Consider the following 24611-nt stretch of genomic DNA (forward strand, 5'->3'; position numbering starts at 1 on the left):
TTTGGAATTTGGCATGAAAAACAAAAAAGACTTCGTTACCGAAAGATTTAACGCCGCCTTGATTCTAGGTGCTGCGCTACTTACGCTTGTAGTAGTTTGCGAGATTAGCTTTTTGCGCACTAGGATCGCTACGCAGCTTGATTTGCGGACGCGCACGGCGATTACTTTACTTAAAAATACCGACGAGTCGCTTTTTAGCGAGCTTGAAATTCTAAAAGAAACTATCCTTTCTTTAGACGCAAGGCATGAGGCTGCGCAAAGCGAGCTTTACGCGGATTTGATCCGCAATGTCGTAAAATCTTCTCATAGATTTGACGCTATTTTTTATCTGCGCGCCCGCGGCGCGGAGCAGGAGAGCTTGGCGCATTTTTCATCGGATGCGCATATTTCGGATCTTGGCGAGATACGGCTTGCGGATATCGCAAGCGAGCTAAAAAAGGATGAATGGGTATCGCGCTATATGATGATGGATGGGGCATGGCGGTATTTTTTAATCAAGCGCGTAAACGCTGATTCGTATCTACTAGGTTTTGCCAACACCGCTAGGCCGATTGCCAGGCTCTCTTCGCTGGGCGATATTTTGGTCTTTAACGCCGAAGGCAAATTCTTTAACGCTCCTGGCAGCGTAACCGATATATTAGGGCAGGATTTTGATTTTTCGCGCCTAGGCGAAGTGGTAAGCTTCGAAGACGAATCGGGGTTAAGTTTTGCTTATCTTGCGAAATTTGGAGATAATTTCGTAATGGCTCGCGAACGAGCCGGCTATTTTTTGGGCGCGGACGATTTTATCGTCGTAGCGCTAGCGGCGGCTATTTTAGCTTATTTAATCCTTCTAATTTCAAATTTTACGTTTTTAAAAAAGTGCGTTTTCATCCCGCTTGCAGCAGTTCAAAACGCTCTGCGCCAAGGGGATTATCACTCCAAAATTCGCGATATAGAAGCGCTAAATCCGCTAAGCTCCGTCTTAGAAATTTCTAAATCCATAGACGAGGTTTTGAAGTCTAATTTGCGCCACGGAGATTTTAGTCTCAGCTTTAAAGATGCGCTAAAATATAGCTCCCTTTCGGTGCTTAGCATCGATAATGTAGCAGGCACGATCGAAAGCGCTAGCAACGGCGCACGCGAGCTTTACGGCGATGACGTCGTAGGACGGAATATATTCGCGCTGCAAGCAGGCTCATTTTACGATCACGCCTATCAAACCCAGCGCGCAAACTATGTCAAAGAAAACTATGTCGTAACCCGCCAAGAGACCAAAAATGGCGTCAAAGACCTTTATGTAAAAAAATCTTATATCCGCGACGGAAGTAAAATTTCAACCCTTTTTGTGGTGCTGGATGCGTCAAAATATCGCAGATTTTACGATGAAACTAAGCAAAAATATGAGTATTTAAATCACGCGCCTATCGTTACGCTCGTGTTTGACTACACTTCAGGCAAGATCGTAGATGCTAGTAAAAATATAAAAGAGCTTTGGGGTTACGAAGCGGCGCAGTTTTTAAGCGGCGAGATAAGGCTATGGGATTTGCTGGATGAAAAGGATGCGAATGAGGCTAAAAATGAAATTTTAAACCGCTTAGCCGATATGCCTTCAGAAGAGCTAAGCTTTTCTCAAAGCTATAAAATTCGCCATAATGACAATATCCGCTATAGCTACGAAGTGAGCATCTATGTCAAAAAGTCCGCCGCCAGGGCTGCGTTTTATTTTCAAAATATCGATGACGATGTTAAGGCGATCCGCGGCTTGCAGGAGGATTTGGACTTTTATCGCACGGTAATCGAGACTAGGAATTTTTGCACCTGCTTAATCGATCTTGATGCGCAGACGCTGTCGTTTGATAAAAATTACTTTAAAATTTTAAAATATCGCGGCAAAAGGCTAAATACTGCGATGAGCTTTGGGGAGTTTAGTTATGAAATTTACTTCGCGGATTTAGAGAATTTCAATAAAATGATCCGCGAATGCACCGCCGGGCTTAGGAGCGATTTTAGCTGCGAATTCCGCCTGCGAAATGCCGCTAATGCCTATACTTGGATCAGTATGCAAGGCTACGTCACCGAAAAGCACGGCTCTCGCTCTCGCCTTGTAAAAACTACGCTCGAAGATATTAGCTCGCGCAAGCAGACGGAGCTGGAGTTAAATTTAAACGCCAACGTATTTTCGCGCTCGCTAGAGGCGATCTTAATCACAGATGAGAGCGGTCGCGTGCTGCGCGCTAATAACGCTTTTTACGAAATTACCGGCTATAGCGAAAGCCAAACTATCGGCAAAATTCCAAATTTCTTCGCTCCTACAGAGGGCGGGGCAGACGTGATGGAGAGGATTAGAAAAAATCTCGTTGGCAAACAGACCTCCTATAAAGATGAAATTTACGGGCTGAAAAAGGACGGTGGCACCTTTCCTGCGTTATTTACGGCGATCGCGATAAAGGATGATTTTTCGCTTACCTCAAATTTCATTTTGATGTTTACCGAAATTTCGCAGATCAAGCAAAAAGAGAGCGAGCTAGCCAAGATCGCCCATCACGACGCGCTTACCGGGCTTCCGAACAGAGTGTATTTTATGAAGGCTGCGCAGAGATTTACGGCAAACTCGGGCGAAAATTCCAAGCTTATGGCGGTGCTTTTCATCGATTTTGACGGCTTTAAGGCGATCAACGACACCTACGGGCACGAGGTCGGCGATATGTTTTTACAAGCGATCTCAAAGGCGATGAGCGGGCTACTGCGCAAAGGCGATATCTTAGCGCGCCTAGGCGGCGATGAGTTTGGCGCTATCATTGGCGATCTGCAAAGTAAGGATGCCGCGCATGTGCTATTAGATCGTCTGCTTGGAATTTCAAAGATAAAATTTAACCTCAAAGGCAACGAAATTAGCGCAAGCATCAGCGTTGGCGCAGCGTTTTACGACGGCAGCGAAAAGATCGATTTTCCAGGACTTTTATCGCGCGCAGACAGGGCGATGTATCGCGCTAAAACGAGCGGCAAAAACCGCTACTGCATCTTTGAGCGCGCCGAAGCAGATGAATCTAGCGAGGAAGGGATTGCTGCGGCGATCAAAGAGGGGGAGTTTTTTGTGCTCTATCAGCCGATCATTAGCGGAGCGCAGATTTACGGATATGAGCTGCTTTTACGCTGGGATCGCGGAAAGCGCGGAATTCTTGCCCCACAGGATTTTGCGCAGATATTAAGCGAGCCGCGATTTGAGTTGCCGATCTCAAAATTTGCGTTTTCAAAGATGGTGGAATTTAACGCTCAAACGGGCGCAAACTGCTCTATAAACGTAAGTTTAGCCGTGCTTACAAACGACGAATTTTACGATTTTGTAGCTCACAGCTTGCGAGACAGAGCTAATGCAAAAGGCGAGTTGATGTTTGAGATAACCGATTTTAGCGAGCAAAATTTTAAGGAATTCGCCCCTGCGCGTGGGCGTTATGCAGATCTTGGGGTTAAATTTGCCCTTAATAGTGCAAATAAAAGCAATATCCCATTCCTGAATGCCCAGCCTTTCGATGTCGTTAAAATCGACCGCGAGCTCTGCCTTGACATAGGCAAGAAAAAAAATGCTATCCGAACGATGGTGGAGATTACGGGCAAACTAAAGCGGGAGTTTGGATTCGCAGTAGGTGCTCAAGGCGTCGAAAATGCGCTATCGCTGCGGCTTTTAAACAATTTGAAATTTAACTATCTGCAGGGAAATTTTATCGCAAAAGCGCTTGATCGTAGAGAGATAGACGCTTTCATCGCGCGCTTTAAAGATACGCCCAAACTCGCAGCTATCGACAAAGATGAGTTTATCAGTTTTTTAAACGCGCTTGATTACAAAGAGCTTGCTTTAAGCTTCGTTTTGCGCGCTGATGCAGGCGATCTGAGCCCCGGAGAGTTTGAAGGCTTTAGAGCAAAATTCGGCGAAATTTTAAACAAAACTCAAAGCGCGGGCGGCGAAAAATTTGCGCTAAATACAGAAATACGTAAGCAAATTTTAGATATTCTTTCGCTTGATTACCGCGTTTTGGCAAGCTTCATTCAGAGCTTTAAAACGCGGCTGAATCAGTTCATAAGCGATTTGGAGGCAGCATGATAGATAGCGTTAGCGCCGATTTTGATCACGAGATACCCAACGGCTCGAGGCTTTATTTCGGAAAGAGCGCGCAGCTTAAGCGCGAGCTGGAAAATAAAGCGAGCGAAATCCTCGTAAAAAACGGTTTTAGCGAAATTTTAACGCCATATTTTTCATATCATCAGCACCTAAGCGTCGCGCCGCAGAAGCTTCTCAAGCTCTCCGATCCCACGAACCACGAGCTCGCGCTTCGCGCAGACAGCACCGTGGACGTCGTGCGTATCGTGCGCAAGCGGCTGAAAGACGATAAGCTAAGGAGGTTATTTTACGTCCAGCCGACCTTCAAATACCCAAGCGACGAGTTTTATCAGATCGGCGCGGAGCTAATCGGGGAGAAAAACCTGCCGCTTGCGATCAAAATCGCGCAGGAATTTTTTAAAGAATTTGATCTTATGCCCGCGCTTCAGCTAAGCAATATCGAGATTCCCAAAAAAATTTGCGAAATTTTAAACCTGCCGCTTGAAATTTTTGAAAAGGGCAAGATTGAGACGCTGCTTGAGCAAAATTTGCCTTGGCTGGACGCTACGGCTCGCGCCACGTCGCTAAAGGACGTGCAGGATCTGCGCGCGCAGGTGCCTGAAGAGCTAAAGCCGTGTTTGGATGAAATTTTAAATTTAGGCGTAGATTACGACAATATACGTGTTTCGCTGCTGTATTACTCTAAAATGCGCTATTACGATGCGCTATTTTTTAGATTTTTAGACGCGGGCGCGGTGTATTGTAACGGCGGAAATTACGAAATAGACGGGCTAAAATCCAGCGGCTTTGCGCTGCTAGTGGATGCTTTGATAGAAAAAATTATGCAAAAGGATGAGAAATGAGTAAAGTTGACGTAGTCATTGGCGCCCAGTGGGGCGATGAGGGCAAGGGCAAGATCGTAGATATGATAAGCGCGAATTACGATTTCGTATGTCGCAGCAGCGGCGGGCATAACGCAGGCCACACCATCGTCATAAACGGCGAGAAATTTGCGCTGCATCTGGTGCCTAGCGGCGTGCTTCATAAAAATATCATCAACATCATCGGAAACGGCGTCGTGATCAACCCCGACGTGCTGATTACCGAGATGGCGCAGTTTGAAAATTTAAAGGGCAGATTTTTCATAAGCGAGAAGGCGTTTTTAAATTTACAGTACCACTCGCTGATCGATCAGGCTCGCGAAAAGAGCAAGGGCGAGCTTGCGATCGGCACCACCGGCAAGGGCATAGGACCTGCGTATGCTGATAAGATCGCGCGCACGGGACACCGCGTAGTGGAGCTTTTAGAGCCTGAAAGGCTTGCCGAGGCGCTATCGCGCGATTTTGCTTCGCATGAGAGCGTTTTTGAAAAAGCTGGGGTTAAAATTCCTAGCAAGCTTGAAATTTACGATGAGCTAAAGCGCTATAAAAGCGCGCTCGAGCCATACATCGCCGATACCACGCACATGTTGTGGAAGGCGCTTGATTACGACAAGCGCGTGCTCGTAGAGGGTGCGCAAGGAAGCCTGCTTGATATCGATCACGGCACTTATCCTTATGTCACTAGCTCGACGACTATCGCGGGCGGAGCTTGCAGCGGGCTCGGGCTCGCTCCGAAAGATATCGGCACGGTAATGGGAATTTTAAAAGCCTACACCACTCGCGTGGGCAACGGCGCGTTTCCTACCGAGGATAAGGGCCCGCAAGGCGAGGCGATGCGCGAGATCGGCAAAGAGTACGGCACCACGACGGGACGGGCGCGCCGCTGCGGCTGGTTCGACGGAGTAGCTACGAAATACGCCGTGCGCCTTAGCGGCATCGACAAGCTCGCGCTTATGAAGCTTGACGTCCTAGACGGCTTTGAGAGCATTAAAATTTGCCGCGCGTATCGCTACAAGGGCGAGGAGATCGATTATTTTCCGATCGATTTGGAAGCTGCCGAGCCGGTTTATGAGCAGATGCCGGGCTGGGACAGCGTCAAGGGAATTTCAAAATTTGAGGATCTGCCGCAAAACGCGCAAAATTATATCCGCAAAATAGAGGAGCTAAGCGGCGCGAAGGTGGGCTTTATCTCTACCAGTCCCGAAAGAAGCGACACGATAATTTTATAAACCCGGTGAAATTTTAAAATTTCACCCGTTGCGGGCGGCGAGACCGCTCATAGAACTGAATTTAAAGGAACGATCATGCGAATACGACTACCACACGTGCCATATATCGCGCATAAAATAGCGCTGGATCTGCTAAACTCGGGCTGCGTTACGCTGAGCGCGGGCATAGAGCCCGTCGCAAAGGAAGCGGACGAGATCATAAGGGCCGATCTGCAAAAAGAAAGAGCGATAGACGAGCGCGCGAATGAGCTGATAGATGAGCGCATAAGCGAGCTAGATGAGATGAGCGTGAATAAAAAAGATATGTTTTGGCTCATCAAGCGCCACATCGCAAACGACGAGAATTTCGAGCTAAATTTTGAGGATCGCTACGGCACCATATCGCATAAAATTTTAGAAACCGTTTGGAAGAAAAATTTGATCGATTACAAAGTCTCGGAAAACAGGCTAAAGACGATAATTTATAACGCGATCGAGGAGTATTTGAAAAGCTACCAAAAGATCGAGGACGAGGTCTATGAAAAGATCGAGGGCTACAAACAAAAACTGATCCCTGGGACCGAAGAATACGAGCTTGTGTTTGAAAAGCTCTACGAAGAGGAACTAAGAAAACGGGGCATGCTGTAATGAATGCGTATATCTACATAGAAAACGGCATCTATCTGCAAGCCAAGGCGTTCGGCAAGGGCGGCAGCGCATTCGGCGAGCTCGTGTTTAACACCTCCGCCACCGGCTACGAAGAGATCATCTCAGATCCTAGCTACGCGGGGCAGTTCATCATCTTTACGATGCCCGAAATCGGCATCGTAGGCATCAACGAAAACGACAAGGAAAGCTCCAAAATCCATGCCAGCGGAATTTTCGTAAGAAATTTTAACAACGAGCCTTCAAATTTCCGCTCGCAGATGAGCTTGGAGGATTATTTTCTGCAAAACGGAAAATTCGGCGTTTACGACATCGACACTAGATTTTTAACCAAAATGCTGCGCGACGAGGGCAGTCTGCGCGCCTTCGTCTCTACCGAGATCAGCGATAAGGCGGCTCTTAAAAAGGCGCTTAGCGAGTCTGCGCGCATAGAGGAGATCAACTACGTAAGCATCGTAAGCACGAAGGCGCCATATAAGCACACCTCCGGTCGCTGGGACGCCGCGCGCGGAAGCTACGCTCAGCCCGCAAGCTGCGGCAAAAAGATAGCCGTGATCGATTACGGCGTCAAGCGAAATATCCTAAACGAGCTTTGCGATCTGGGGCTCGGCGTCGAGGTTTTTCCGCATGACGTTAAAGCGGAGAGCTTGATCGCTAAATTTAAAGAGGGGCAGATCGATGGCGTGTTTTTATCAAACGGCCCGGGCGAGCCTCGCATGCTTAAAGAGGAGATCGCGCAGATCAAAAAGATGGTCGAAGCGCGCGTGCCGATTTTTGGAATTTGTCTAGGTCATCAGCTGTTAAGCAACGCGATGGGATATGAGACCTACAAGCTGAAATTCGGCCAGCACGGCGCAAACCACCCCGTGCAAAACCTGCGCACCAAATCGATCGAGATCACCGCGCAAAACCACAACTACAACGTCCCAGAAACGATAGCGCAGATCTGCGAGATCACGCACCGCAATCTTTTCGACGGCACGATCGAGGGCGTGCGCTACAAAGACTATCCCGTATTTTCGGTGCAGCACCACCCCGAAGCCAGCGCGGGGCCAACAGAGAGCAAGTATATCTTCAAAGAATTTCTTGAAATTTTATGATTTTTGAAATTTTGCCCGCATGAAATTTTACCGCGGCCCTGCGGTAAAATTTTAAATTTACGGCAAGCTTTAAATTTTAATGTGGTCTTTGCGTCGTAAATTTAAAGCTCGTCGCAGCCTGGATAATTGCAGGCTGGAGCGGTACACAAAGCACGCTTTTACGGACTTAGGATTGTCGCGGCGATTTTGAATTAAGCGGTTTTTGGATGAAGCGATCTGTGCTAGTCGCAATTTTAAATTTAAACTGGCTGCGCGCCGCATGCTTTTTATTCGTTCGATTATGCGTTCACGTAAGCTTCTAAGTGTGCGCGGCTAAATTCCATGCACTTTAAAGATCAGGCTTAGAGCGCTTTGCCCTTTCAAAACAGATCCTGCGGTATATTTAGCATGACTTCAAGCCCTTTAAATTTGACGAACCATTTTGTTGCCGTTAAAAGTTACGCTAGCAAGCTGCCTTGCCGTCCGTAAAATTTTATCTAACGCCGTTTACCTACTAAAACCTTATCAGCGCTGTTTCATTTCCCTCTAAAATATTTGCCTAAAATAAAATTCCGCTCCGCCGCGTAGTGAAATTTTACCTGCGCCAGCTTTGGAATTTTACTTTCAGCCGCTCTTAAATCTTTTTCGCACTGATAAGATTTAGCTCGCGTTACTTTAAATTTTTGCCCCATTCCTAGGCCGCGATTTTTATCCATGCTTCTTTTTTAATTCCGCCCATATTTGCACCTAAAATAAGAGTTGTGTTACTTTATGAAATTAAATTTTTAACTTAACATTATTTTAAGCTCAATAAAAGAGAAAATTTGAAAGAATTTCGTTTGAAATTTCGCCTTGAGGGGTCTGCTATGAGCTGCGCTTTAAAAGAGCTGGACGTCTTGCTAGTCGAGGATGATACTAAATTACTAGCCTCGCTGCATAAGGCGTTTGAGGGTATTTTTAACAACGTTTACAATGCCCAAAACGGGCTTGAAGGTGTGAAAAAATTCAAAAAATTTAGTCCCAATCTCGTCATTACCGACATTCTAATGCCGATCGAGGATGGGCTAGCGATGATACGTCAGATTAAGCAGATCTTTCCGCATGCCCCAATCGTGGTGCTTAGTGGCTTCAGTAGGGAGGAGCAGCTAAAAGGCGTTATGGAGATTGGCGTCGAGCGGTATTACTTTAAGCCGGTAGATATCGCCGCATTTGTGCTAGAGATAAGTGCACTGATGAAGTCTAAGCTGGACTCGGTACGAGTCGTAAATATGGGCGCAGGCTACGTATTTGACGGGCTTCGTCGTATTTTACTGAAGGATGGCGAGCAGATCGTGCTTACTAAAAAGGAGCTTTCTTTTGTTTCGCTGCTAGCCAGTCGCGTGGGCGAGCTGGTACTTTACGAGGAGATCAAGCGTTATGTTTGGACCGAAGGAGCCGTGAGTGATACGGCGCTTCGCACCTTCGTCAAGCGCATCCGCGATAAAGTGGGTGGTGAAATCATAAAAAACGTCCCGAGCCTGGGATACAAGATCGAGCTTGAGCCCGCTTAAATTTGATCGCGTTTTTGCCGCTTTGTAATTTACGGAATCCACTCGTAAAATTTTGCGTCGAAATATGCCGCGATTAATGCGGAGCGAGGTAGAATTTTGCGCTCAAAGCGCCACAGATTAAATTTTACGCTCATCCAACTTACTAAATTTGACTTGATAAAATTTAGCCTCTCAAGCTTTTCAAAAACTTCTTTGCTTAAAAGCCCAAACTAAAAATTTCTTGCTAAAATATCGCAAAATTCCGCGTTCTGCGAATCACTCTAAAGGATTTGTTTTGAAAAATTTTCCCTCTAAAAATCTCTTTGTCTACACTAGCTCGCGTGCGCTACGCGCGGCGCTGCAAAGCGAGAGCGGCGGCGTGCTGGCGCCTAGGATTACGTTGGCGGAATTCTACGAAAAGGCGCTTTTTGTGCCGGATCTTGTCGCTTGCGGTGAGATAGACCGCGCGCTTTTTATGAAACAAGCGGTAAACGAGAGCAAGCGCGCAGGCGAGAGGCTTAAATTCCCTAGCGAGCTTTACGAGTTTATGCGCAACCGCGAGTATCTTTTCGGCTTTTTCAAGGAGCTTGCGACGGAGCGCGTAAGTATCGATGCGCTCGATCTTAGCGACACCTATGCGTGGTACGCCGAGCATTTTGAAATTCTGCGAGAGCTAGCGGGGGCGTATGCAAGGATTCTGCGCGAGCATGGATTTTACGACGAGATCACGCTGCCCGCGCTTTATGAGCTAAACGAATCCTATCTGCGCGGATTTGAGCGGATAGAAATCAACATCGACGGCAATCCTAGCGCATTTGAGTTCGAGGTTTTTAAGCGCGCTGCGGAGCTTAGCGAGGTTGCGTTGAGCTTTAGAGCCACGACTTTAAATTCCAAGCCCGTGCGCGCGGTGGAGGAGCTTTGCGGCATAAGTCTAGAGCTAGGTTTTGCCTACCGCCTAAATCTTAGTACGGGTGAAATTCTAAGCCGAGAGCCGCTAAGCGTGGGCGGAGCGGTTGTATGTAGAGGCTTTGAGCTGCGAAGCTTGCAGGCTAGCTACGTTTTTGAAAAAATTTCATCCTTTGTGCGCGCGGGCATTGCGCCGGAGCGTATCGCGGTGATTTTGCCCGACGAGAGCTTTGCCGGCACGCTGCGAATTTACGACGAGCGCATCGCAAGGGCTCGTGGCTCGCACCGCATGCTAAATTTCGCGATGGGTGAGAAGCTTAAAGATAGCCTATTTTACGTAACGCTAGAGAAAATTTCGCAATGCTTAAAAGAAGCGCGCACGCCGAAATTTGGCGTAGATTACCGCGCATTCAAAAGTCCGGATGGAGAATTTTTGGATACGGAGGATTCCGCGGCACAGCAAAATTTAGCGCTAGGGAATTTCGCTTCGGAGAATTCTATTTCGCAAAATTTCGCACAGCAAAATTCCCCGTTTGATTGCGAAATTTTTTCAAATTCTAAAGCGGATTTAAATTTTATGTCTGCGCGAGAGCTTGAAAATACGGAAAATTTTGAAATTCTGCACGAAATTTCGGCGGAACGCGCGGATAGTGCGGAGGAGGAAAGCTTTTCGGTAGAGTTTGTAGAGTTTCAAGAGCCCTTGGAGTGTGCGCAGCAGCGCGATTATTCGGTTAGTGCAAAACGGCAGGAGCCTTCAAGGAAGCAGCAAGGGAGCCTACGAGACTCTATGCAGCGGAAGCATATAGAGCTTGAGGAAGAAGATGGGTATTCAAAAAGCCCTGAGCAGCGCGATCGTTTTAGGCACTCTAAAATGCGCGAGGACGCAGATGAGTATCCGCAGCGTCCAAACCCACAGGAGCTTGATCTGTTTTTTGCGAGTGTGGACGTGGATGAGGCGCTTTTTGGCGAGTTTGCGCGCGATTTTACAAAGCAAGTAAGCTTTGAGCATTTCGAAGCGCTAATTGTCAAGCTCGCCTGTTTACCTAAAATTAGCGACGCGCTGCTGCAAGAAAAGCTAAAAGAGCCGCTATATCTAATTAAAATTTTGCTTCGAAAATTTAAGGACGAAAACCTAAGCTTGGGCAATCTAATCGATCTTTTTTTGCTGGAAATTTCGCGCATTAAGCTCGATGATGTTCGTGGCGGAAAGGTCACGGTAATGGGGCTTTTGGAGAGCCGTGGGCTACAATTTGATGGCGTGATAATCCCAGATTTTAACGATGATCTGGTGCCAAAGCGCAGTAGCGGAGAGATGTTTTTAAACTCTGCTTTGCGCGCTAGAGCAGGGCTCATCAGCCACGCAGACCGCGAAAATTTACAAAGATTTTACTACGACGGCTTGCTAAGAGGCGCTAAAAAAAGCGCGATTTGCTATTTGCAAAGCGTCGAGAAATTGCCTTCGCGGTTTTTGAAAAGCTTTGAAGTGCAACAAGACGCGGAATTTTCGCAGGAGGATTATTTGCGGCTTTTTGGGCGAGAGGAATTTAAGCCTGTATTATGCGGACAAGAAGATCCCGTGACTCGCCATGATTTTTTTGCCGAGGAGCTGTCGTTTTCGCGGCTGGATACGTTTTTAGAATGCAAGAGGAAGTATTATTACCGCTACGTTTTCGGACTGAGGGAGGGGCTAAAATTCGGTGAGGACAATGCGCTTTTAGGTAAAATTTTACATACGAGTTTTCAGCGTTTATATGAGCGAGCAGGGATGAAATTTAGCATGGAAAAATTTCGCCCTATTTATTCGCAGCTTGCGCGAGAAGCGGGTATCACGCGCTTTGATGCAGAGCTTGAGCTAAAAGCTGTAGAAAAGCTAGCTGGGCTTTTGAAAGAGCATGAGCAAATTTGGAGCTTTAGCGGTAGTGAAGTATCGCTAAAAGGCGAGCTTGACGGAGTGCGGCTGAGCGGGCGTATCGACCGCATCGACGAAGATAAGGCAGGGCGGAAGTTTATCATCGATTATAAACGTGGTTCAGCTAAAAAACATATGGAAAAATTCCAGCTTACGTTTTATCGCGCGCTTTTGGCTCAGGAGTGCGAATGCGCCTATCTATCGCTAAAAGATTGCGCGTTTGCGGCTCCTGGCGACAAAACGCCTAGCTTAGAAAACCTACGCGAGACGCTAAGCTCTATCGGCAAGGAATTTGCAAGCGAGGTCGCTTTTACGCGCACGGAAGCGGTGCAAAGCTGCGAATACTGCGATTATAAAATCATTTGCAAGGGGCAGATTGATGGCAAAATTTGAAAATTATCTGGCGCTTGAAGCAAGCGCAGGCAGCGGCAAGACCTTCAATCTCGCGGTCAGGTTCATCGAGCTGGTGCTAAAAGGCGAGCCGATCAACGAAATTTTAGCGCTTACCTTTACTAAAAAAGCGGCTGCTGAGATGAAAACGCGCATCGTGGAGAAATTTCAAAATTTGCTGCTTTTGCAGGATGGTTCGTTAAAGCCTAGCGCCGAGCTGGAGCAGATTTGCGCTGATTTAGGGCTAAGCGCTGATGAGGTTTTGGCAGCGCAAGAGCGGCTGAGCCCAAAATTTTTAAGCGAGAGCCTAAATGTCTTTACTTTCGATGCGTTTTTTGCAAAGGCTCTGCGCTCCTTTGCGCTAAATAGCGGCATTGATCCAAGCTTTGAAAACGATGAAGGGATTTTGGGTGTGCAGCAGGCAGCGTTTTTAGGCGCTATTTGTAAAAACGAAGCGCTATTAAGAGAGGTCGTGGACTACGTAAGCGACTCAGGAATGACAAAGGGTGAGTTTCTAAATAGCTTGCAAAGCATTTGGAGAGGCGATATAAGCATAAATCCGCCCACGCTTCCTGCAAGCTCCGCGCTAGCAGAGATAAATGAAATTTTATCCCACTTGCAAAAAGCGGCGAGAGATGCGGGCGTAAGCGCTGGAGCCGTAAATGGGCTAAGCCCTGTTAGCGATTTGTCAAAATTATCCTCTGGTTTCATTCTTTCGGCTCTTGCCAACGGTAGTTTCGATTATCCGCGCTCACAGCTTAAAAAAATTTCGCATCTTGACGGCGAGCTAGCAAGGCTAAAAGACGCCATAGCTCGCGAAATAGCGTGGATGGATGCGACATATGCGGCTAAGCTGGCAGGACTAATTAAAATTTATGCCGAAGCGCTTAAATCGGTGCAGCGCAAAAGCGGCAAGCTCACGTTCGGTGATGTCACTGCAGCCGTGCACTCGCTGCTAAATCCAAGCGCAGAGGCGTTACAGGGCAACCGCGAGCTTTTGTATTTCAGGCTCGATTCTAAAATCACGCATATTTTAATTGACGAATTCCAAGATACCGACATTTGCCAGTATGAAATTATGCTGCCGCTAATCTCTGAGGCGCTTGCTGGCAAAGGGGCGGAAGAGCGCTACGGCAGCTTTTTTTACGTAGGCGATAAAAAACAGAGCATCTATAAATTTCGCGGCGCAGAGAGAAAAATTTTTGATATTTTGCGCGAGCAGTTTAGTCAAATCAAAACGCAGAGCCTGCCGTGCAATTATCGCAGCTTAAAACTCATAGTAAAATTTGTAAATGAGATCTTGCGCGATAAATTTGCGTCTTATGAAGATCAAATCGCAGCAAATAAGCTAGATAGCGATCTGCCCGCTTCGGTGCTACAAAAAATCAAGGACTATCCGCTTTCCCATCCGCAAATGCCGCTATTTGAGGTGCAAAGCGACGATTACGGCTACGTAGCGGCGTTTTCATACGACGATGTGCTAAAGGGGGCTGCGGAGCAAGCGCGCAGGCTTATTGAGGAGTGCGGCGTGAGAGCTGATGATATAGCGATTTTATGCTGGAAAAACGAGCATGTAAGCGCGCTAAAAGAGATGCTATCGGAATTTTGCGAGGTGTGTAGCGGCTCAAATAAGGCTTTGCGTTGCAGTGAGCAGGTAAATGCCGTAATTCAATACGCGAAATTCTGCGTAGGTGGCGATGAAATTTATCTGCGAAACGCCGAAGCGATTTTAGGGAGGCGGCTTAAAAAGATAGCGGTCGATCTGCATAAAAACGCGCAAAAAACGGCGGAATTTATCGCTAGCTCGCTGAAGCTAAATTTTGTCGATCCGGATCTGTTGCTGTTTTTTGAGACGCTGGCAAAATTTAATAGTTTTAGCGAGTATCTGTTTGCAAACGACGAAACGGAGGTATTTGCCAAGGAACAAAGCGGCATTAAAATTATGACCGTGCATAAGTCTAAGGGGCTTCAGTTCCCGCACGTAATCGTCTGCGACCGCATCGGAGGAAAAGACCGGGGCGAGAGCTCAAAGCTCGCGACGGACTATGATTTCGCCACGCATAAGTGGAGAATTTTTTATAAATTTGCGAGCAGAAAGAGCCTGGATGCGGAATTTGCGGCGCTAATGGATGAAAACGATCGCTCTGCGCATGAAGAGGATATAAATAAGCTCTATGTGGCATTTACACGTGCCGAACGCTCGCTCATCATCGTAAAACGCTCCGAGACAAAAATAGATCAATACAATTATAGCTTTTTTTCGCCTTACGCCAAAAAGACCAAGGGCGCGGGCGTCGTGGAGTGGCTGGATATCCCGGATTTTCAATACGGCTACGTAATCCCAAGCTCCGTAAAATCAGAAGAGCAGCCGCCGCGCAAAAAGATCGCGCTCGTAGCGGGCGAGCCTCAAAGCGTGCAAGAAAAAGCAGCCAGCGGCGAAACGGAGGCACTAAGCGCGATATATTTCGGAGAGGCGCTGCACTATGCTCTGGAGATGAGCGAAGGATTTGCGGCGGATGAAATTTTGCGAGGAGTAAGCCTTGCTAGAGCTCAATACGATAAATTTTTAAACGATGCGGATTTTGAAAATATCGCGGCGCGGGCGCTAGGACTAAGCAAAAACGAGGAATTTTTAGCTCTGATAAGAGGCGCTCAAGCTTATAAAGAGATGCCGATTAAAAGCGCGGAGGGTGATCTTTTGCGCGTGGATCTGGCGTGCTTTGGGCAGGATGAAATTTTGCTTTTTGATTACAAAAGCTCCGAAAAATACCTCGCGCAAAATAAGGCTCAAGTGGCGCGGTATAAAAGCGTAATCCGCGAGTTTTATCCGCATGTGCGAGTGCGTGCCTTCGTGCTGGTTCTCGAAGCTGCGGGCGCTAGGTTGATTGAAGTAAATGAGGAGGGATAAAATTTTAAAATTTAAATAAAATTTGAGCGCAGATAGATTAAAGATAGCTTAAATTAAGCTATACGTAAGGATATTTCTATATAATCACAGCTCAAATTTTAATAAGGCGGAAACCATGACAGAAATTACAAAGCCTAGCGAAGTTAAGCGCGACTGGGTCGTTATCGACGCGACCGACAAAAGATTCGGTAGAATGCTTACCGAAGTTGCGGTATTGCTACGCGGCAAACACAAACCAAGCTACACTCCAAACGTGGATTGCGGAGACTACGTCGTTATCATCAACGCTTCAAAGGCTGTATTTACCGGTAACAACAAGGGCGACGACAAACTTTATCACAGCTACTCGGGCTATTTCGGAAGCGTAAAGAGCGTGAAATTCCAAGACCTACTCAAAAACAATCCCGCAAAGCTCTACAGACTTGCGGTTCGCGGCATGCTTCCTAAGACGAAGCTCGGCAAGGCGATGATCAAAAAGCTATTTGTATATGAAGGCGGCGAGCACCCTCATACTGCGCAAACAACTAAAAAAGGAAAATAATCATGGCGACAATTTATGCAACCGGAAAGAGAAAAACTGCCGTAGCTAAGGTTTGGGTAAAACCGGGAAGCGGCAAGATCGTAGTAAACGGCATGGATCTAAACACCTGGCTAGGCGGTCACGAAGCGATCAAGCTAAGGGTCGTTCAGCCGCTTTTGGCGACTAAACAAGAGACCTCGATGGATATCACCGCGCAGACTTTGGGCGGCGGATATTCGGCTCAAGCGGATGCGCTAAAGCACGGAATTTCAAAAGCGCTTGCCGCGATGGATAAGGATTTTAGAGCAGCTCTCAAGCCAAAAGGTCTGCTAACTCGCGATAGCCGCGTGGTTGAGCGAAAGAAATTCGGTCGCCGCAAAGCGCGTAGAAGTCCGCAGTTCTCTAAGAGATAATGTTTTTTACAAATTTGTGGCAAAATTGTCGCAAATTTGTAAATTCTTTAAAAATTTTATGGTAATATCGAATTACAACTTTATTTGAAAGGATGTTTAATGAAGAAAGTTCTACTTGCATTAAGCTTATGTGCATCTAGTGCGTTGCTCGCTAGCGATGCTGATTATCACTGGGAGATTACCCCTACTGTTGGCGGAATGACTCATGAGGGAAATATGGATTTGGATTCGAATTTTATGTTCGGTCTACGCCTTGCTAAAAACCTACAGAATTCATTCATCGATCAATTAGAGGCAGGTTTCGATTACTCTCGTCATATCGGGGTAGAGGATCTAGCTTACAGAGCCGGCAATGCTAAGCCTAGCGCTAGATACTACCACATCAATGCTGTAAAAGACTTGGTAAATTTCACCGATAATTTCAAATTATACGGCTTACTAGGTCTTGGCTATATGGATTACACTAAAGACGTTTACAACGATGGTGATCAAGATAGCGGCTTCGGTCAATACGGCTTGGGTCTAAAATACTACATTACCGACAATTTCGCTACAAAACTTGAAGCACGCGATGCTATCAGATTTGACGACGGCAACCACGTATTGTTCTATACTCTAGGCTTTGCAGTTGATTTTGGCAAGAGATATGCTGATGCAGCTCCAGCTGCCGCTCCGGCTCCTACAGGCTGCAAAGACGCAGATAACGACGGCGTATGCGATAATGTCGATAGATGCCCAGGCACACCTGCTGACGTAGTTGTTGATGAATATGGCTGCGAGAAAGTTATTAGATTAAATTTGGCCGTAAATTTCGCTACAGATAGCTCAAAAATTTCTCCTGAGTTTATGAACCAGATCAAAAATGTAAGCGACGTGCTAGTAGCTCACCCTGATTACAAAGTAATCCTAGAGGGTCACACCGATAGCACAGGCTCGAATGCATATAATCAAAAGCTTTCCGAGCGCAGAGCTGCTGCAGTTGGAGGTGCGCTTAAGAGCTTCGGCGTAGATGCTAGCAGAATCACCACTGTAGGATACGGCGAGACTAAGCCTATCGCTACAAACGCTACTAAAGCAGGCCGCGCTCAAAATAGACGCGTAGATGCTAAATTTAGAAAATAATCTTTTCTAGATCCACATAAGCGGGGCTTCGGCTCCGCTTTTTTTATATCCAAATTAAATTTTAAAATGTCAAAATTCCAAACCACTCTGCTTTTTGATCTCGATGGTACGCTCATAGACTCCACGCCCGCGATATTAGATGGTTTTCATTATGCATTTGCGCATTTGGGCGCTGCAGAGCCTAGCGATGAAGCGATTAAAAAGCTTATCGGGCATCCGTTAGAGGTGATGTTTGAGCGTCTAGGTATGACGCGCGATGTGCAGAATTTCGTGCTCGCTTATAAGCAACGATACGCGCAGATATTTTTGGATCAGACCGTTCTGCTAAGCGGTGCGTTCGAGGCGGTTCGCACGGCGAGCGAGTTTGCAAATTTAGGCGTCGTGACGACCAAGACGTCGAAATTTTCTAAAATTTTATTGCAGCATCTGGGTATCGCGGAATTTTTCGGCACCATCGTCGGACGAGAGGATGTGAAAAATCCCAAACCAAGCGCCGAACCGATCTTAAAGGCGCTCGAAAATTTAGGAATTTGTGGCGTGACCGCTAGCAAAAGCCCGCATGCGGCTTGCGGTAAAACTCACGACGCGACTGCCGATGAAAACACAAGCGCTGCTAGCAGGAGCGCGATTTTGAGTGAAATTTTAGCGCCTGATTTAAAGAGCCTTCCTGCGCTTGATCCTGATCCTAGCAAAGTTTACGAGCAAAATTTAAGCAGCATCGCGAGTCAAAATTCTGATAGGATTTCGTTTAGAAATTTAAGCAAAGCAAAGAGCAATAGACATGAGGCTGGCGATAAGAGCCAAAAGAGCGGTATCGGCATCGAGAGCGAGAGCGATAAAGGCGGAGCGCGCGGCAGTAAAATTTATGATGCACATGAGCTAAATTCCACTCCTTGTTATGACAAAATTTGCAGTGACGAAATCCTGTCTTCTGTTAGCCAAAATATCTTTATGATCGGTGATACGTCGCTTGACGCCATCGCGGCAAAGTCGGCAGCGGTGCGAAGCGTGGGCGTAAGCTGCGGCTACGGCAGTGCCTCGGAACTACGGGCGCATTTCGAGTTCGTATGCGCGGACGCAAAAGAGGCGGTTGAGCTGATACGCGAAATTTCATCGAAATTTTAGGCGTGACGGAGCGAAATTTTACCTAGTTTTGATGCGCTATTTTTACAAATATTTAAGCGAATTCGCGCTCGAAATTTAAAATTTCCAATTAATTTTTGCGTTTTAAACAGCGCGCGATATAAAATTTGTCCGCGCTATTTAGCTGGGGAGCAAGGTGCTTTCTAGGTGTTCAAACGATAGGCGGAGTTAATTCCGCATATTTCTGCTCTGGTCTAGCAATAGCCTATGCCGTATCAACTATGTATGAGAGATTTCACTCTGTTCGTCGTGCTTGATCTGATTTGTCGAATGTTCAGTATTAAAAATGCATGGGGAAATCTTGCCGCAGTCAAATTTTACGCAATTTCATAATGTCTTTTGAGCCCGTAAAGGGCTTTTGTAAGAAATTTTATGTGAGCTTCGCACTCAAATTTTGGCTTTGATTTTAGTTTAGACCCCGCCTAATCGCGATAAATTCTTATGCTTCGTCTGATGTGAGTATTTGGCGGACTTATTGCGCAACCTTGTCGTAAGCCTATTTGACGCTTATTTTGAGCGCCGTATTCGGGTTTTGTTGCAATTATGCTCGCTGCGGATTTTCGGTTTGATTTATAGCATTTAAGGCCGCGCCCGCCCAGCGAGCACTAAACATATATGTTTTGAAGACAGGCTTATATGCTAAAATTTTATCCTGCGACAAACAGCTCGCGAAGGCGTAAATATAGGATAAACTAGCCAAATTTTAAAATTTAGCTCCGCGGCGAGCAGCCATATTCTTTTATCGGAGCCTATGAAAGCAGCGTTAGCTTTTACGTTTTAATTTTATTGTTTAGGCGCAGCAGGGCTTTAAATTTAATTAAAATTTTGCAAAATTTTAAAATTCCGCCCGCTCTTATGCTTTTTTAAAGCAAAATTCTATAAAATACCGCTTTCGCAATGGGCTATCGTCTAATGGCAGGACAACAAACTCTGGATTTGTGAATATAGGTTCGACCCCTATTAGCCCATCCACTTAAATTTTTAATCCCTTTTATCATAGCTAGCGTTTGAAATTAATTTGCGCGTCATTTTTGCAGATCATGGCAGCATTTGCCGGCTAAAGCAAATTGCGTTGAGCCATAAAATATGCAAAATTTTAGCGAACTAATAAGTAAGTTTGCCGCTTTGAAGCGGCGGATTATTTGATTTTTTCTTTGCCTTTGTAAGTGGCGATGCTTTGATACGAGCCATCCTTTTTAAACGCTACCACATCATAGACCTCGGGCTGTGAGCCTTGCTCCATACCTGGCGCTTCTAGCGGCATGCCAGGCACTGCTATGCCGATGACGTCTTTAGGCTTATTTTTTAGTAGCGTGCGGATCTCACCTGCTGGCATATGCCCTTCGACTACATACCCATCTATGATCGCGGTGTGGCAGCTAGCGAGCTCCAGCGGAAGTTTGAGCTCATTCTTCTTCTGAATAAGCGGCTCGTCAGCCAGCGAAATCATCTCGACTTCAAATCCGTTTTGCTCCATGTATTTTGCCCAGTTGTGACAACAGCCGCAGCTCTCGCCGTGATATACCTTGACGTGTTCGCCCGCCGCGACATAGCTTCCTAATGCCGCTAAAAGCGCACCTGCAAATAAAATTTTCTTCATATTTTACTCCAGTGATTAAAAGTCCTCGATTATACAATACGAATAGTAAATTTTTAAGAGTGAACCGTAGGATTTTAAGATTAGATTTGACGAAGCAGACCCGCTCGTAAGCCGAAATTTTACGAAATTTTAAAATTTCGGCGTCGCGGATAAGCTTAGTTATAGGCACTGAGAGAGTGCTGATTTGATAGCGGATTTTGATACGTAGCCTTCCGAGTCGCTGGTAAGTGATACGTCGCAGCCCGGCTTATAGTTTTTCCAGGTGTAGATATTACCATTGTCTTCGGTTGTTTTGATGGAGTCTGGCTGTTTATTCCATGCAGAAATTACTTGATTGATATGAAATGCATCGCTGCGGTCTTTCGGCGCATTAGTCATACCTGTGCTATCGGGCAAGGTCGTTTCGACCATATCAGTGGTGCCTGCGGTGGAGACCTCTTGGACTTTATCATTTACGCCGCCGATATTTGTTTTGCTGCTTTGGGATTTTGTTTGATTGCGTACTCCGCTTGGTTCGTTGGATATATTCCAGTTGGAACAACCGATAAAAAATACCGCTGCTATGAGCGCAGCTATTAAATTTCTCATAAAATTCTCCTTCAAAAATTTCGTTGCGATAGTAGCACATTTATCTTTAGTTTAAAATAAATCCGAGCCCTTGAAATTTGAAATTTCGCAGGAATTTTGCGAGGCGTTTCAGTAGGAATTTATAAAATTTGAGATAATATTGCAACCTTTCATACCAAACGGGCTTTTAAATTTTGCACGGCAAATGCCTTTTTGGCTACCAAATTTTAAAGGATTTTTGATGTATGCTATCATCAAACACGGCGGCAAGCAGTATAAGGTCGAAGAGGGTAACTACCTAAATTTAGACCATTTTAATGCAGAGCCGAAAGCAAAGCTCGAGCTTAGCGAAGTTTTAGCGCTAAACGACGGCGAGTTAAAGGTAGGAGCACCGTTTGTAAAGGGTGCCAAGGTGGTTTTGGAGGTCGTTTGCGAGGGCAAGGATAAAAAAGTCGTTATCTTCAAAAAACGCAGACGCAAAGATTCAAAAGTAAAACGCGGCTTCAGACGCCAATACACCCGTGTCAAAGTCGTTTCGATTAACGCATAAAGGATAGGAAATGGCACACAAAAAAGGTCAAGGCTCAACCCAAAATAATAGAGATAGTATCGGACGCCGCTTGGGCGTTAAAAAATTCGGCGGCGAGTTCGTTCGCGCGGGCAACATCATCATCCGCCAACGAGGCACTGCGACGCACCCGGGCTGCAACGTAGGCATGGGTAGTGATCACACGATTTTCGCGCTGATCGACGGCGTCGTAAAATTTGAGCGAAAAGATAAAAACCGCAAAAAAGTATCGGTTTATCCCGCTGCGTAATTACCGCTAAAATCTTCGGGGGCGCAAGCCCCTCTTTTAAAATTTCATCCGTTTAAAAAATATCTTCAACTCATTTGGCTATAATTGCCGTTTTAAATTTAAGGATAGCTATGTTCATAGACAGCGTAAAATTTAGTGTCAAATCAGGGGACGGCGGCGCGGGCTGCGTCAGCTTCCGCCGCGAAAAATTCGTCATCTCAGGCGGTCCCGACGGCGGCGACGGCGGCGACGGCGGCGACGTGTATTTTAGGGTCGATAAAAACTCCCACACCCTCTCATCCTACAAGGGCAAGCGTGAGTTTAAAGCGCAAAACGGCGCGCCCGGCGAGGGTCGCAAAAAGACGGGCAAAAGTGGCGAGGATCTCTATCTTATCGTGCCTCCGGGCACCAGCGTTTACGACGAGGATAGCGGCGAGCTGGTGCTTGATATGCTAAACGACGGCGAAACGAAGCTGTTTTTAAAAGGTGGCAAGGGCGGGCTTGGCAACGTGCATTTTAAAAGCTCGATCAATCAAGCCCCAGAATACGCGCAAAAAGGCTTAGAGGGGCAGACGCGAGAGGTGCGGTTGGAGCTTAAACTCATCGCCGACGTGGGGCTCGTGGGCTTTCCAAACGTCGGTAAAAGCACGCTAATCTCGACCGTCTCAAACGCCAAACCACAGATAGCAAACTACGAGTTTACCACTCTCACGCCAAAGCTCGGCCTAGTCGAGGTCGACGAATATAGCGGCTTTGTGATGGCCGATATCCCAGGCATCATCGAGGGGGCGAGTGACGGACGCGGGCTTGGCGTGCAGTTTTTAAAACACGTCGAGCGCACGAAAATTTTGCTTTTTATGCTAGATCTTGCGAACTACCGCAGCCTTGAGGAGCAGTTTGACGCGCTGCGGGCCGAGACGGCGAAATTTTCAGAGGGGCTTGCGAAAAGAGACTATGCGATCGCTCTAACTCGCGCGGACGCGGCCGAAAATTTGCAGGAAAAATTTGACGCGTTTTTGTTGCATTTGGGGCTTGTGGGCACGGCTGGCGAGATGAAATTTAAACAAGATATTTATGAATTTGACGCCACCAAGCCGTTTTTTGTAACGCCGATCTCCTCGGCGACGGGACAAAATATAAACGAGCTAAAATTTAACTTGCTTGAGCTACTTAAAAAGGAGCTGTAGATTGCGCCAAAAGCCGCGCCGTAGGGAGCTTTGACGAACGCGAGCTTTAAGCGTGCCCGTATATGCGGGTAAATTTTATATTTATCGCTCGCAAACACTGCAAAAAGATAAAATTTAGGGGTGGAAATGAATAAAATTTTAATTTTTGCGTTGTTATGCTTCGGCGCATACGGTTGCGATCCCGCCGATCCGGTGCCGAATTTTATGGACTTTAACGACAAGGATCGCGACGGTGCGCTAAGCCTGGATGAGTGGGCGGCTAGCGAGGTGCCGCATGGGTTAAAAGTAGAGTTAAATCTGCGCTCAGGCTCGGAATTTAAGAGGCTCGATGCTAATCATGACGGCAAGATTAGCCCGGATGAGCTGGGAGCGAAACCGTCTGCAAAGATTTATTGGTCCGAAGATCCGTGCGCTTTTTGGCCTTGGTCAGACGGATCCGAGGACAAAAATCAATCCGCCGTCAAATAAGGCGCACGAGCTTGAACCGAGGTTTACCTCACGGTCTGCGTAAAATTTATTTCGAGCACGATTGCGTCCGCGCGATCGCTCGCGCCTTGATTTGGCTAAATTTAAAGGAAAAGAATGAATATAGTTTTTATGGGTACGCCCGAATACGCGGCTAAAATTTTGTGCGCGCTTGCGGAGGCGAAATTTGAGATCGCGGCCGTATTTACGCAGCCTGATAAGCCCGTCGGTAGGAAGCAAATTTTAACGCCTAGCGAGGTCAAAGTTTACGCGCAGCAGTATCTGCCCGCCGTGCCGATATTTCAGCCTGCGAGTTTAAAAGACGAGGCGGTCGCAGTGCAGATAAAAGAGCTAAAGCCTGATTTCATCGTGGTTGCGGCATACGGTAAAATTTTGCCGCAGGCCGTGCTTGATATCGCGCCTTGTATAAATCTGCACGCTTCGATCCTGCCCAAATACCGTGGCGCAAGCCCTATTCAAAGCGCGATCTTGGCGGGCGAAAAGCAGACGGGCGTGACGGCGATGCTGATGGATGCAGGGCTTGACACGGGCGATATGCTTGATTTTGCCTACACGCCTTGCGAGGATAAAACGGCGGCGCAGCTGTTTGACGAACTGGGTGATCTAGCGGGCGAGCTGATCGTGCGAGTGTTGCTAAATTTTACAAATTTGACGCCCCTTAAGCAAGATGACGCACAGGCTACGCACTGCAAAAAAATAAGCAAATCTGACGGGCTTTTTAGCTTTGAGGAAAGCGCAGAGCAAATTTATAATAAATTCCGTGCGCTAACGCCCTGGCCGGGGATCTATCTAGCTAGCGGGTTAAAAATTTTAGAACTAGAGCTTTTGCGCGAATCTTGCGGGCGCAAATTTCAGCGCGCGGGTGAAATTCTGTGCGTTGATAAGCCCAGTTTTTGCGTTTCTTGCGGCGAGGGCGCGGTTAAGATCATAAAGGTGCAAGAGCCTGGCAAGAAGCCCGTAGACGCTAGCGCATATCTAAACGGCAAGCGGCTAAAGATCGGCGATCTACTATGCTAAGCGGGATTTTAAATTCTCGCGTTTTATGCCGCGCTTTTGATGCTACGCGGGAATTTTATTTGCGCCGCGCTTTTGGCGTCGCGGCGAAATTCTGCCTTGGATATCGCCGCGATCGTGAAGTAAAATTTTGCCGTGCGGAATTTCGAAGCGAAGCTCCAAAACCAAGGCTTTATAAAATTTTAAAATCTTACTTCTATGCTCTAAA

Annotated in this window: 19 protein-coding genes and 1 tRNA gene; 18 read left to right on the forward strand and 2 right to left on the reverse strand. The window is 46.7% G+C overall.

The window, feature by feature from the left end; genetic code table 11:
• Window positions 1–13 precede the first annotated feature (13 nt).
• The 13 genes from Q0117_RS08850 to Q0117_RS08910 all read left to right on the forward strand — a co-directional run bounded on the left by Q0117_RS08850 (window position 14) and on the right by Q0117_RS08910 (window position 19724).
• Window positions 14–4081 (forward strand): diguanylate cyclase, encoded by a 4068-nt coding sequence (locus tag Q0117_RS08850; protein ID WP_297924673.1) that lies wholly within the window; start codon window positions 14–16, stop codon window positions 4079–4081.
• Window positions 4078–4941: an ATP phosphoribosyltransferase regulatory subunit gene (locus tag Q0117_RS08855; protein WP_291938354.1), complete on the forward strand. Its 864-nt coding sequence runs from the start codon at window positions 4078–4080 to the stop codon at window positions 4939–4941. Before Q0117_RS08850 ends, Q0117_RS08855 begins: the two co-directional genes overlap by 4 nt.
• The gene (locus Q0117_RS08860; protein ID WP_297924678.1) at window positions 4938–6188 is read left to right on the forward strand and encodes an adenylosuccinate synthase; all 1251 of its coding nucleotides are present in this window, start codon (window positions 4938–4940) and stop codon (window positions 6186–6188) included. Before Q0117_RS08855 ends, Q0117_RS08860 begins: the two co-directional genes overlap by 4 nt.
• Before the next feature lie 75 nt (window positions 6189–6263).
• Window positions 6264–6815 carry a DUF507 family protein gene (locus Q0117_RS08865; protein ID WP_297924680.1) on the forward strand — a complete coding sequence of 184 codons (552 nt, stop codon included), beginning with the start codon at window positions 6264–6266 and terminating at the stop codon, window positions 6813–6815.
• Window positions 6815–7933, forward strand: a complete 1119-nt coding sequence (gene carA / locus Q0117_RS08870; protein WP_297924682.1) for a glutamine-hydrolyzing carbamoyl-phosphate synthase small subunit — start codon at window positions 6815–6817, stop codon at window positions 7931–7933. The genes Q0117_RS08865 and carA overlap by 1 nt, the downstream gene beginning before the upstream one ends.
• Before the next feature lie 803 nt (window positions 7934–8736).
• Window positions 8737–9462, forward strand: coding sequence for a response regulator transcription factor (locus Q0117_RS08875; RefSeq protein ID WP_297894445.1), 726 nt, complete (start codon window positions 8737–8739; stop codon window positions 9460–9462).
• Between the two features lie 274 nt (window positions 9463–9736).
• Window positions 9737–12649: a PD-(D/E)XK nuclease family protein gene (locus tag Q0117_RS08880; protein ID WP_297924684.1), complete on the forward strand. Its 2913-nt coding sequence runs from the start codon at window positions 9737–9739 to the stop codon at window positions 12647–12649.
• Window positions 12636–15554, forward strand: coding sequence for a RecB-like helicase (locus Q0117_RS08885; protein WP_297924687.1), 2919 nt, complete (start codon window positions 12636–12638; stop codon window positions 15552–15554). Before Q0117_RS08880 ends, Q0117_RS08885 begins: the two co-directional genes overlap by 14 nt.
• Before the next feature lie 115 nt (window positions 15555–15669).
• Window positions 15670–16095, forward strand: coding sequence for a 50S ribosomal protein L13 (rplM, locus tag Q0117_RS08890; protein WP_005869672.1), 426 nt, complete (start codon window positions 15670–15672; stop codon window positions 16093–16095).
• Window positions 16096–16097: 2 nt separating this feature from the next.
• Window positions 16098–16487 carry a 30S ribosomal protein S9 gene (rpsI, locus tag Q0117_RS08895; RefSeq protein ID WP_005869670.1) on the forward strand — a complete coding sequence of 130 codons (390 nt, stop codon included), beginning with the start codon at window positions 16098–16100 and terminating at the stop codon, window positions 16485–16487.
• 99 nt (window positions 16488–16586) lie between these two features.
• Window positions 16587–17609: an OmpA family protein gene (locus tag Q0117_RS08900; protein ID WP_297924689.1), complete on the forward strand. Its 1023-nt coding sequence runs from the start codon at window positions 16587–16589 to the stop codon at window positions 17607–17609.
• A 66-nt stretch (window positions 17610–17675) separates the two neighbouring features.
• A complete protein-coding gene (locus Q0117_RS08905) occupies window positions 17676–18734 on the forward strand; it encodes an HAD family hydrolase (protein ID WP_297924691.1) in 1059 nt (352 codons plus the stop codon).
• Between the two features lie 916 nt (window positions 18735–19650).
• Window positions 19651–19724: transfer RNA gene (locus Q0117_RS08910), tRNA-Gln, on the forward strand.
• 166 nt (window positions 19725–19890) lie between these two features.
• Here Q0117_RS08910 and Q0117_RS08915 read toward each other — a convergent pair.
• Entirely contained in the window at window positions 19891–20352 is a 462-nt protein-coding gene (locus Q0117_RS08915; protein ID WP_297924693.1) for a DUF411 domain-containing protein, read from the reverse strand.
• Between the two features lie 159 nt (window positions 20353–20511).
• Window positions 20512–20940 carry a hypothetical protein gene (locus Q0117_RS08920; protein ID WP_295151029.1) on the reverse strand — a complete coding sequence of 143 codons (429 nt, stop codon included), beginning with the start codon at window positions 20938–20940 and terminating at the stop codon, window positions 20512–20514.
• Between the two features lie 220 nt (window positions 20941–21160).
• Between Q0117_RS08920 and rplU the strand changes: the two genes are divergently transcribed.
• From rplU to fmt, 5 genes are all read left to right on the forward strand, one after another.
• Window positions 21161–21469 (forward strand): 50S ribosomal protein L21, encoded by a 309-nt coding sequence (gene rplU / locus Q0117_RS08925; protein WP_040303368.1) that lies wholly within the window; start codon window positions 21161–21163, stop codon window positions 21467–21469.
• Window positions 21470–21479: 10 nt separating this feature from the next.
• Entirely contained in the window at window positions 21480–21737 is a 258-nt protein-coding gene (gene rpmA, locus Q0117_RS08930) for a 50S ribosomal protein L27 (RefSeq protein WP_291938329.1), read from the forward strand.
• Window positions 21738–21847: 110 nt separating this feature from the next.
• Window positions 21848–22903: a GTPase ObgE gene (gene obgE, locus Q0117_RS08935; RefSeq protein ID WP_297924696.1), complete on the forward strand. Its 1056-nt coding sequence runs from the start codon at window positions 21848–21850 to the stop codon at window positions 22901–22903.
• A gap of 126 nt (window positions 22904–23029) precedes the next feature.
• Entirely contained in the window at window positions 23030–23371 is a 342-nt protein-coding gene (locus Q0117_RS08940; RefSeq protein WP_297924698.1) for a hypothetical protein, read from the forward strand.
• A 114-nt stretch (window positions 23372–23485) separates the two neighbouring features.
• Window positions 23486–24406, forward strand: coding sequence for a methionyl-tRNA formyltransferase (gene fmt / locus Q0117_RS08945; protein ID WP_297924700.1), 921 nt, complete (start codon window positions 23486–23488; stop codon window positions 24404–24406).
• The last annotated feature ends 205 nt before the right edge of the window (window positions 24407–24611 follow it).

The organism is uncultured Campylobacter sp., assembly GCF_937997535.1.
Classification (GTDB): Bacteria; Campylobacterota; Campylobacteria; order Campylobacterales; family Campylobacteraceae; genus Campylobacter_B.

Bases quoted from the DNA above. Each gene is read 5' to 3' on its own strand.
- Q0117_RS08850 (WP_297924673.1), top strand. From the start codon at position 14: ATGAAAAACAAAAAAGACTTCGTTACCGAAAGATTTAACGCCGCCTTG.
- Q0117_RS08855 (WP_291938354.1), top strand. From the start codon at position 4,078: ATGATAGATAGCGTTAGCGCCGATTTTGATCACGAGATACCCAACGGC.
- Q0117_RS08860 (WP_297924678.1), top strand. From the start codon at position 4,938: ATGAGTAAAGTTGACGTAGTCATTGGCGCCCAGTGGGGCGATGAGGGC.
- Q0117_RS08865 (WP_297924680.1), top strand. From the start codon at position 6,264: ATGCGAATACGACTACCACACGTGCCATATATCGCGCATAAAATAGCG.
- carA (WP_297924682.1), top strand. From the start codon at position 6,815: ATGAATGCGTATATCTACATAGAAAACGGCATCTATCTGCAAGCCAAG.
- Q0117_RS08885 (WP_297924687.1), top strand. From the start codon at position 12,636: ATGGCAAAATTTGAAAATTATCTGGCGCTTGAAGCAAGCGCAGGCAGC.
- rplM (WP_005869672.1), top strand. From the start codon at position 15,670: ATGACAGAAATTACAAAGCCTAGCGAAGTTAAGCGCGACTGGGTCGTT.
- rpsI (WP_005869670.1), top strand. From the start codon at position 16,098: ATGGCGACAATTTATGCAACCGGAAAGAGAAAAACTGCCGTAGCTAAG.
- Q0117_RS08900 (WP_297924689.1), top strand. From the start codon at position 16,587: ATGAAGAAAGTTCTACTTGCATTAAGCTTATGTGCATCTAGTGCGTTG.
- Q0117_RS08905 (WP_297924691.1), top strand. From the start codon at position 17,676: ATGTCAAAATTCCAAACCACTCTGCTTTTTGATCTCGATGGTACGCTC.
- Q0117_RS08915 (WP_297924693.1), bottom strand. From the start codon at position 20,352: ATGAAGAAAATTTTATTTGCAGGTGCGCTTTTAGCGGCATTAGGAAGC.
- Q0117_RS08920 (WP_295151029.1), bottom strand. From the start codon at position 20,940: ATGAGAAATTTAATAGCTGCGCTCATAGCAGCGGTATTTTTTATCGGT.
- rplU (WP_040303368.1), top strand. From the start codon at position 21,161: ATGTATGCTATCATCAAACACGGCGGCAAGCAGTATAAGGTCGAAGAG.
- rpmA (WP_291938329.1), top strand. From the start codon at position 21,480: ATGGCACACAAAAAAGGTCAAGGCTCAACCCAAAATAATAGAGATAGT.
- obgE (WP_297924696.1), top strand. From the start codon at position 21,848: ATGTTCATAGACAGCGTAAAATTTAGTGTCAAATCAGGGGACGGCGGC.
- Q0117_RS08940 (WP_297924698.1), top strand. From the start codon at position 23,030: ATGAATAAAATTTTAATTTTTGCGTTGTTATGCTTCGGCGCATACGGT.
- fmt (WP_297924700.1), top strand. From the start codon at position 23,486: ATGAATATAGTTTTTATGGGTACGCCCGAATACGCGGCTAAAATTTTG.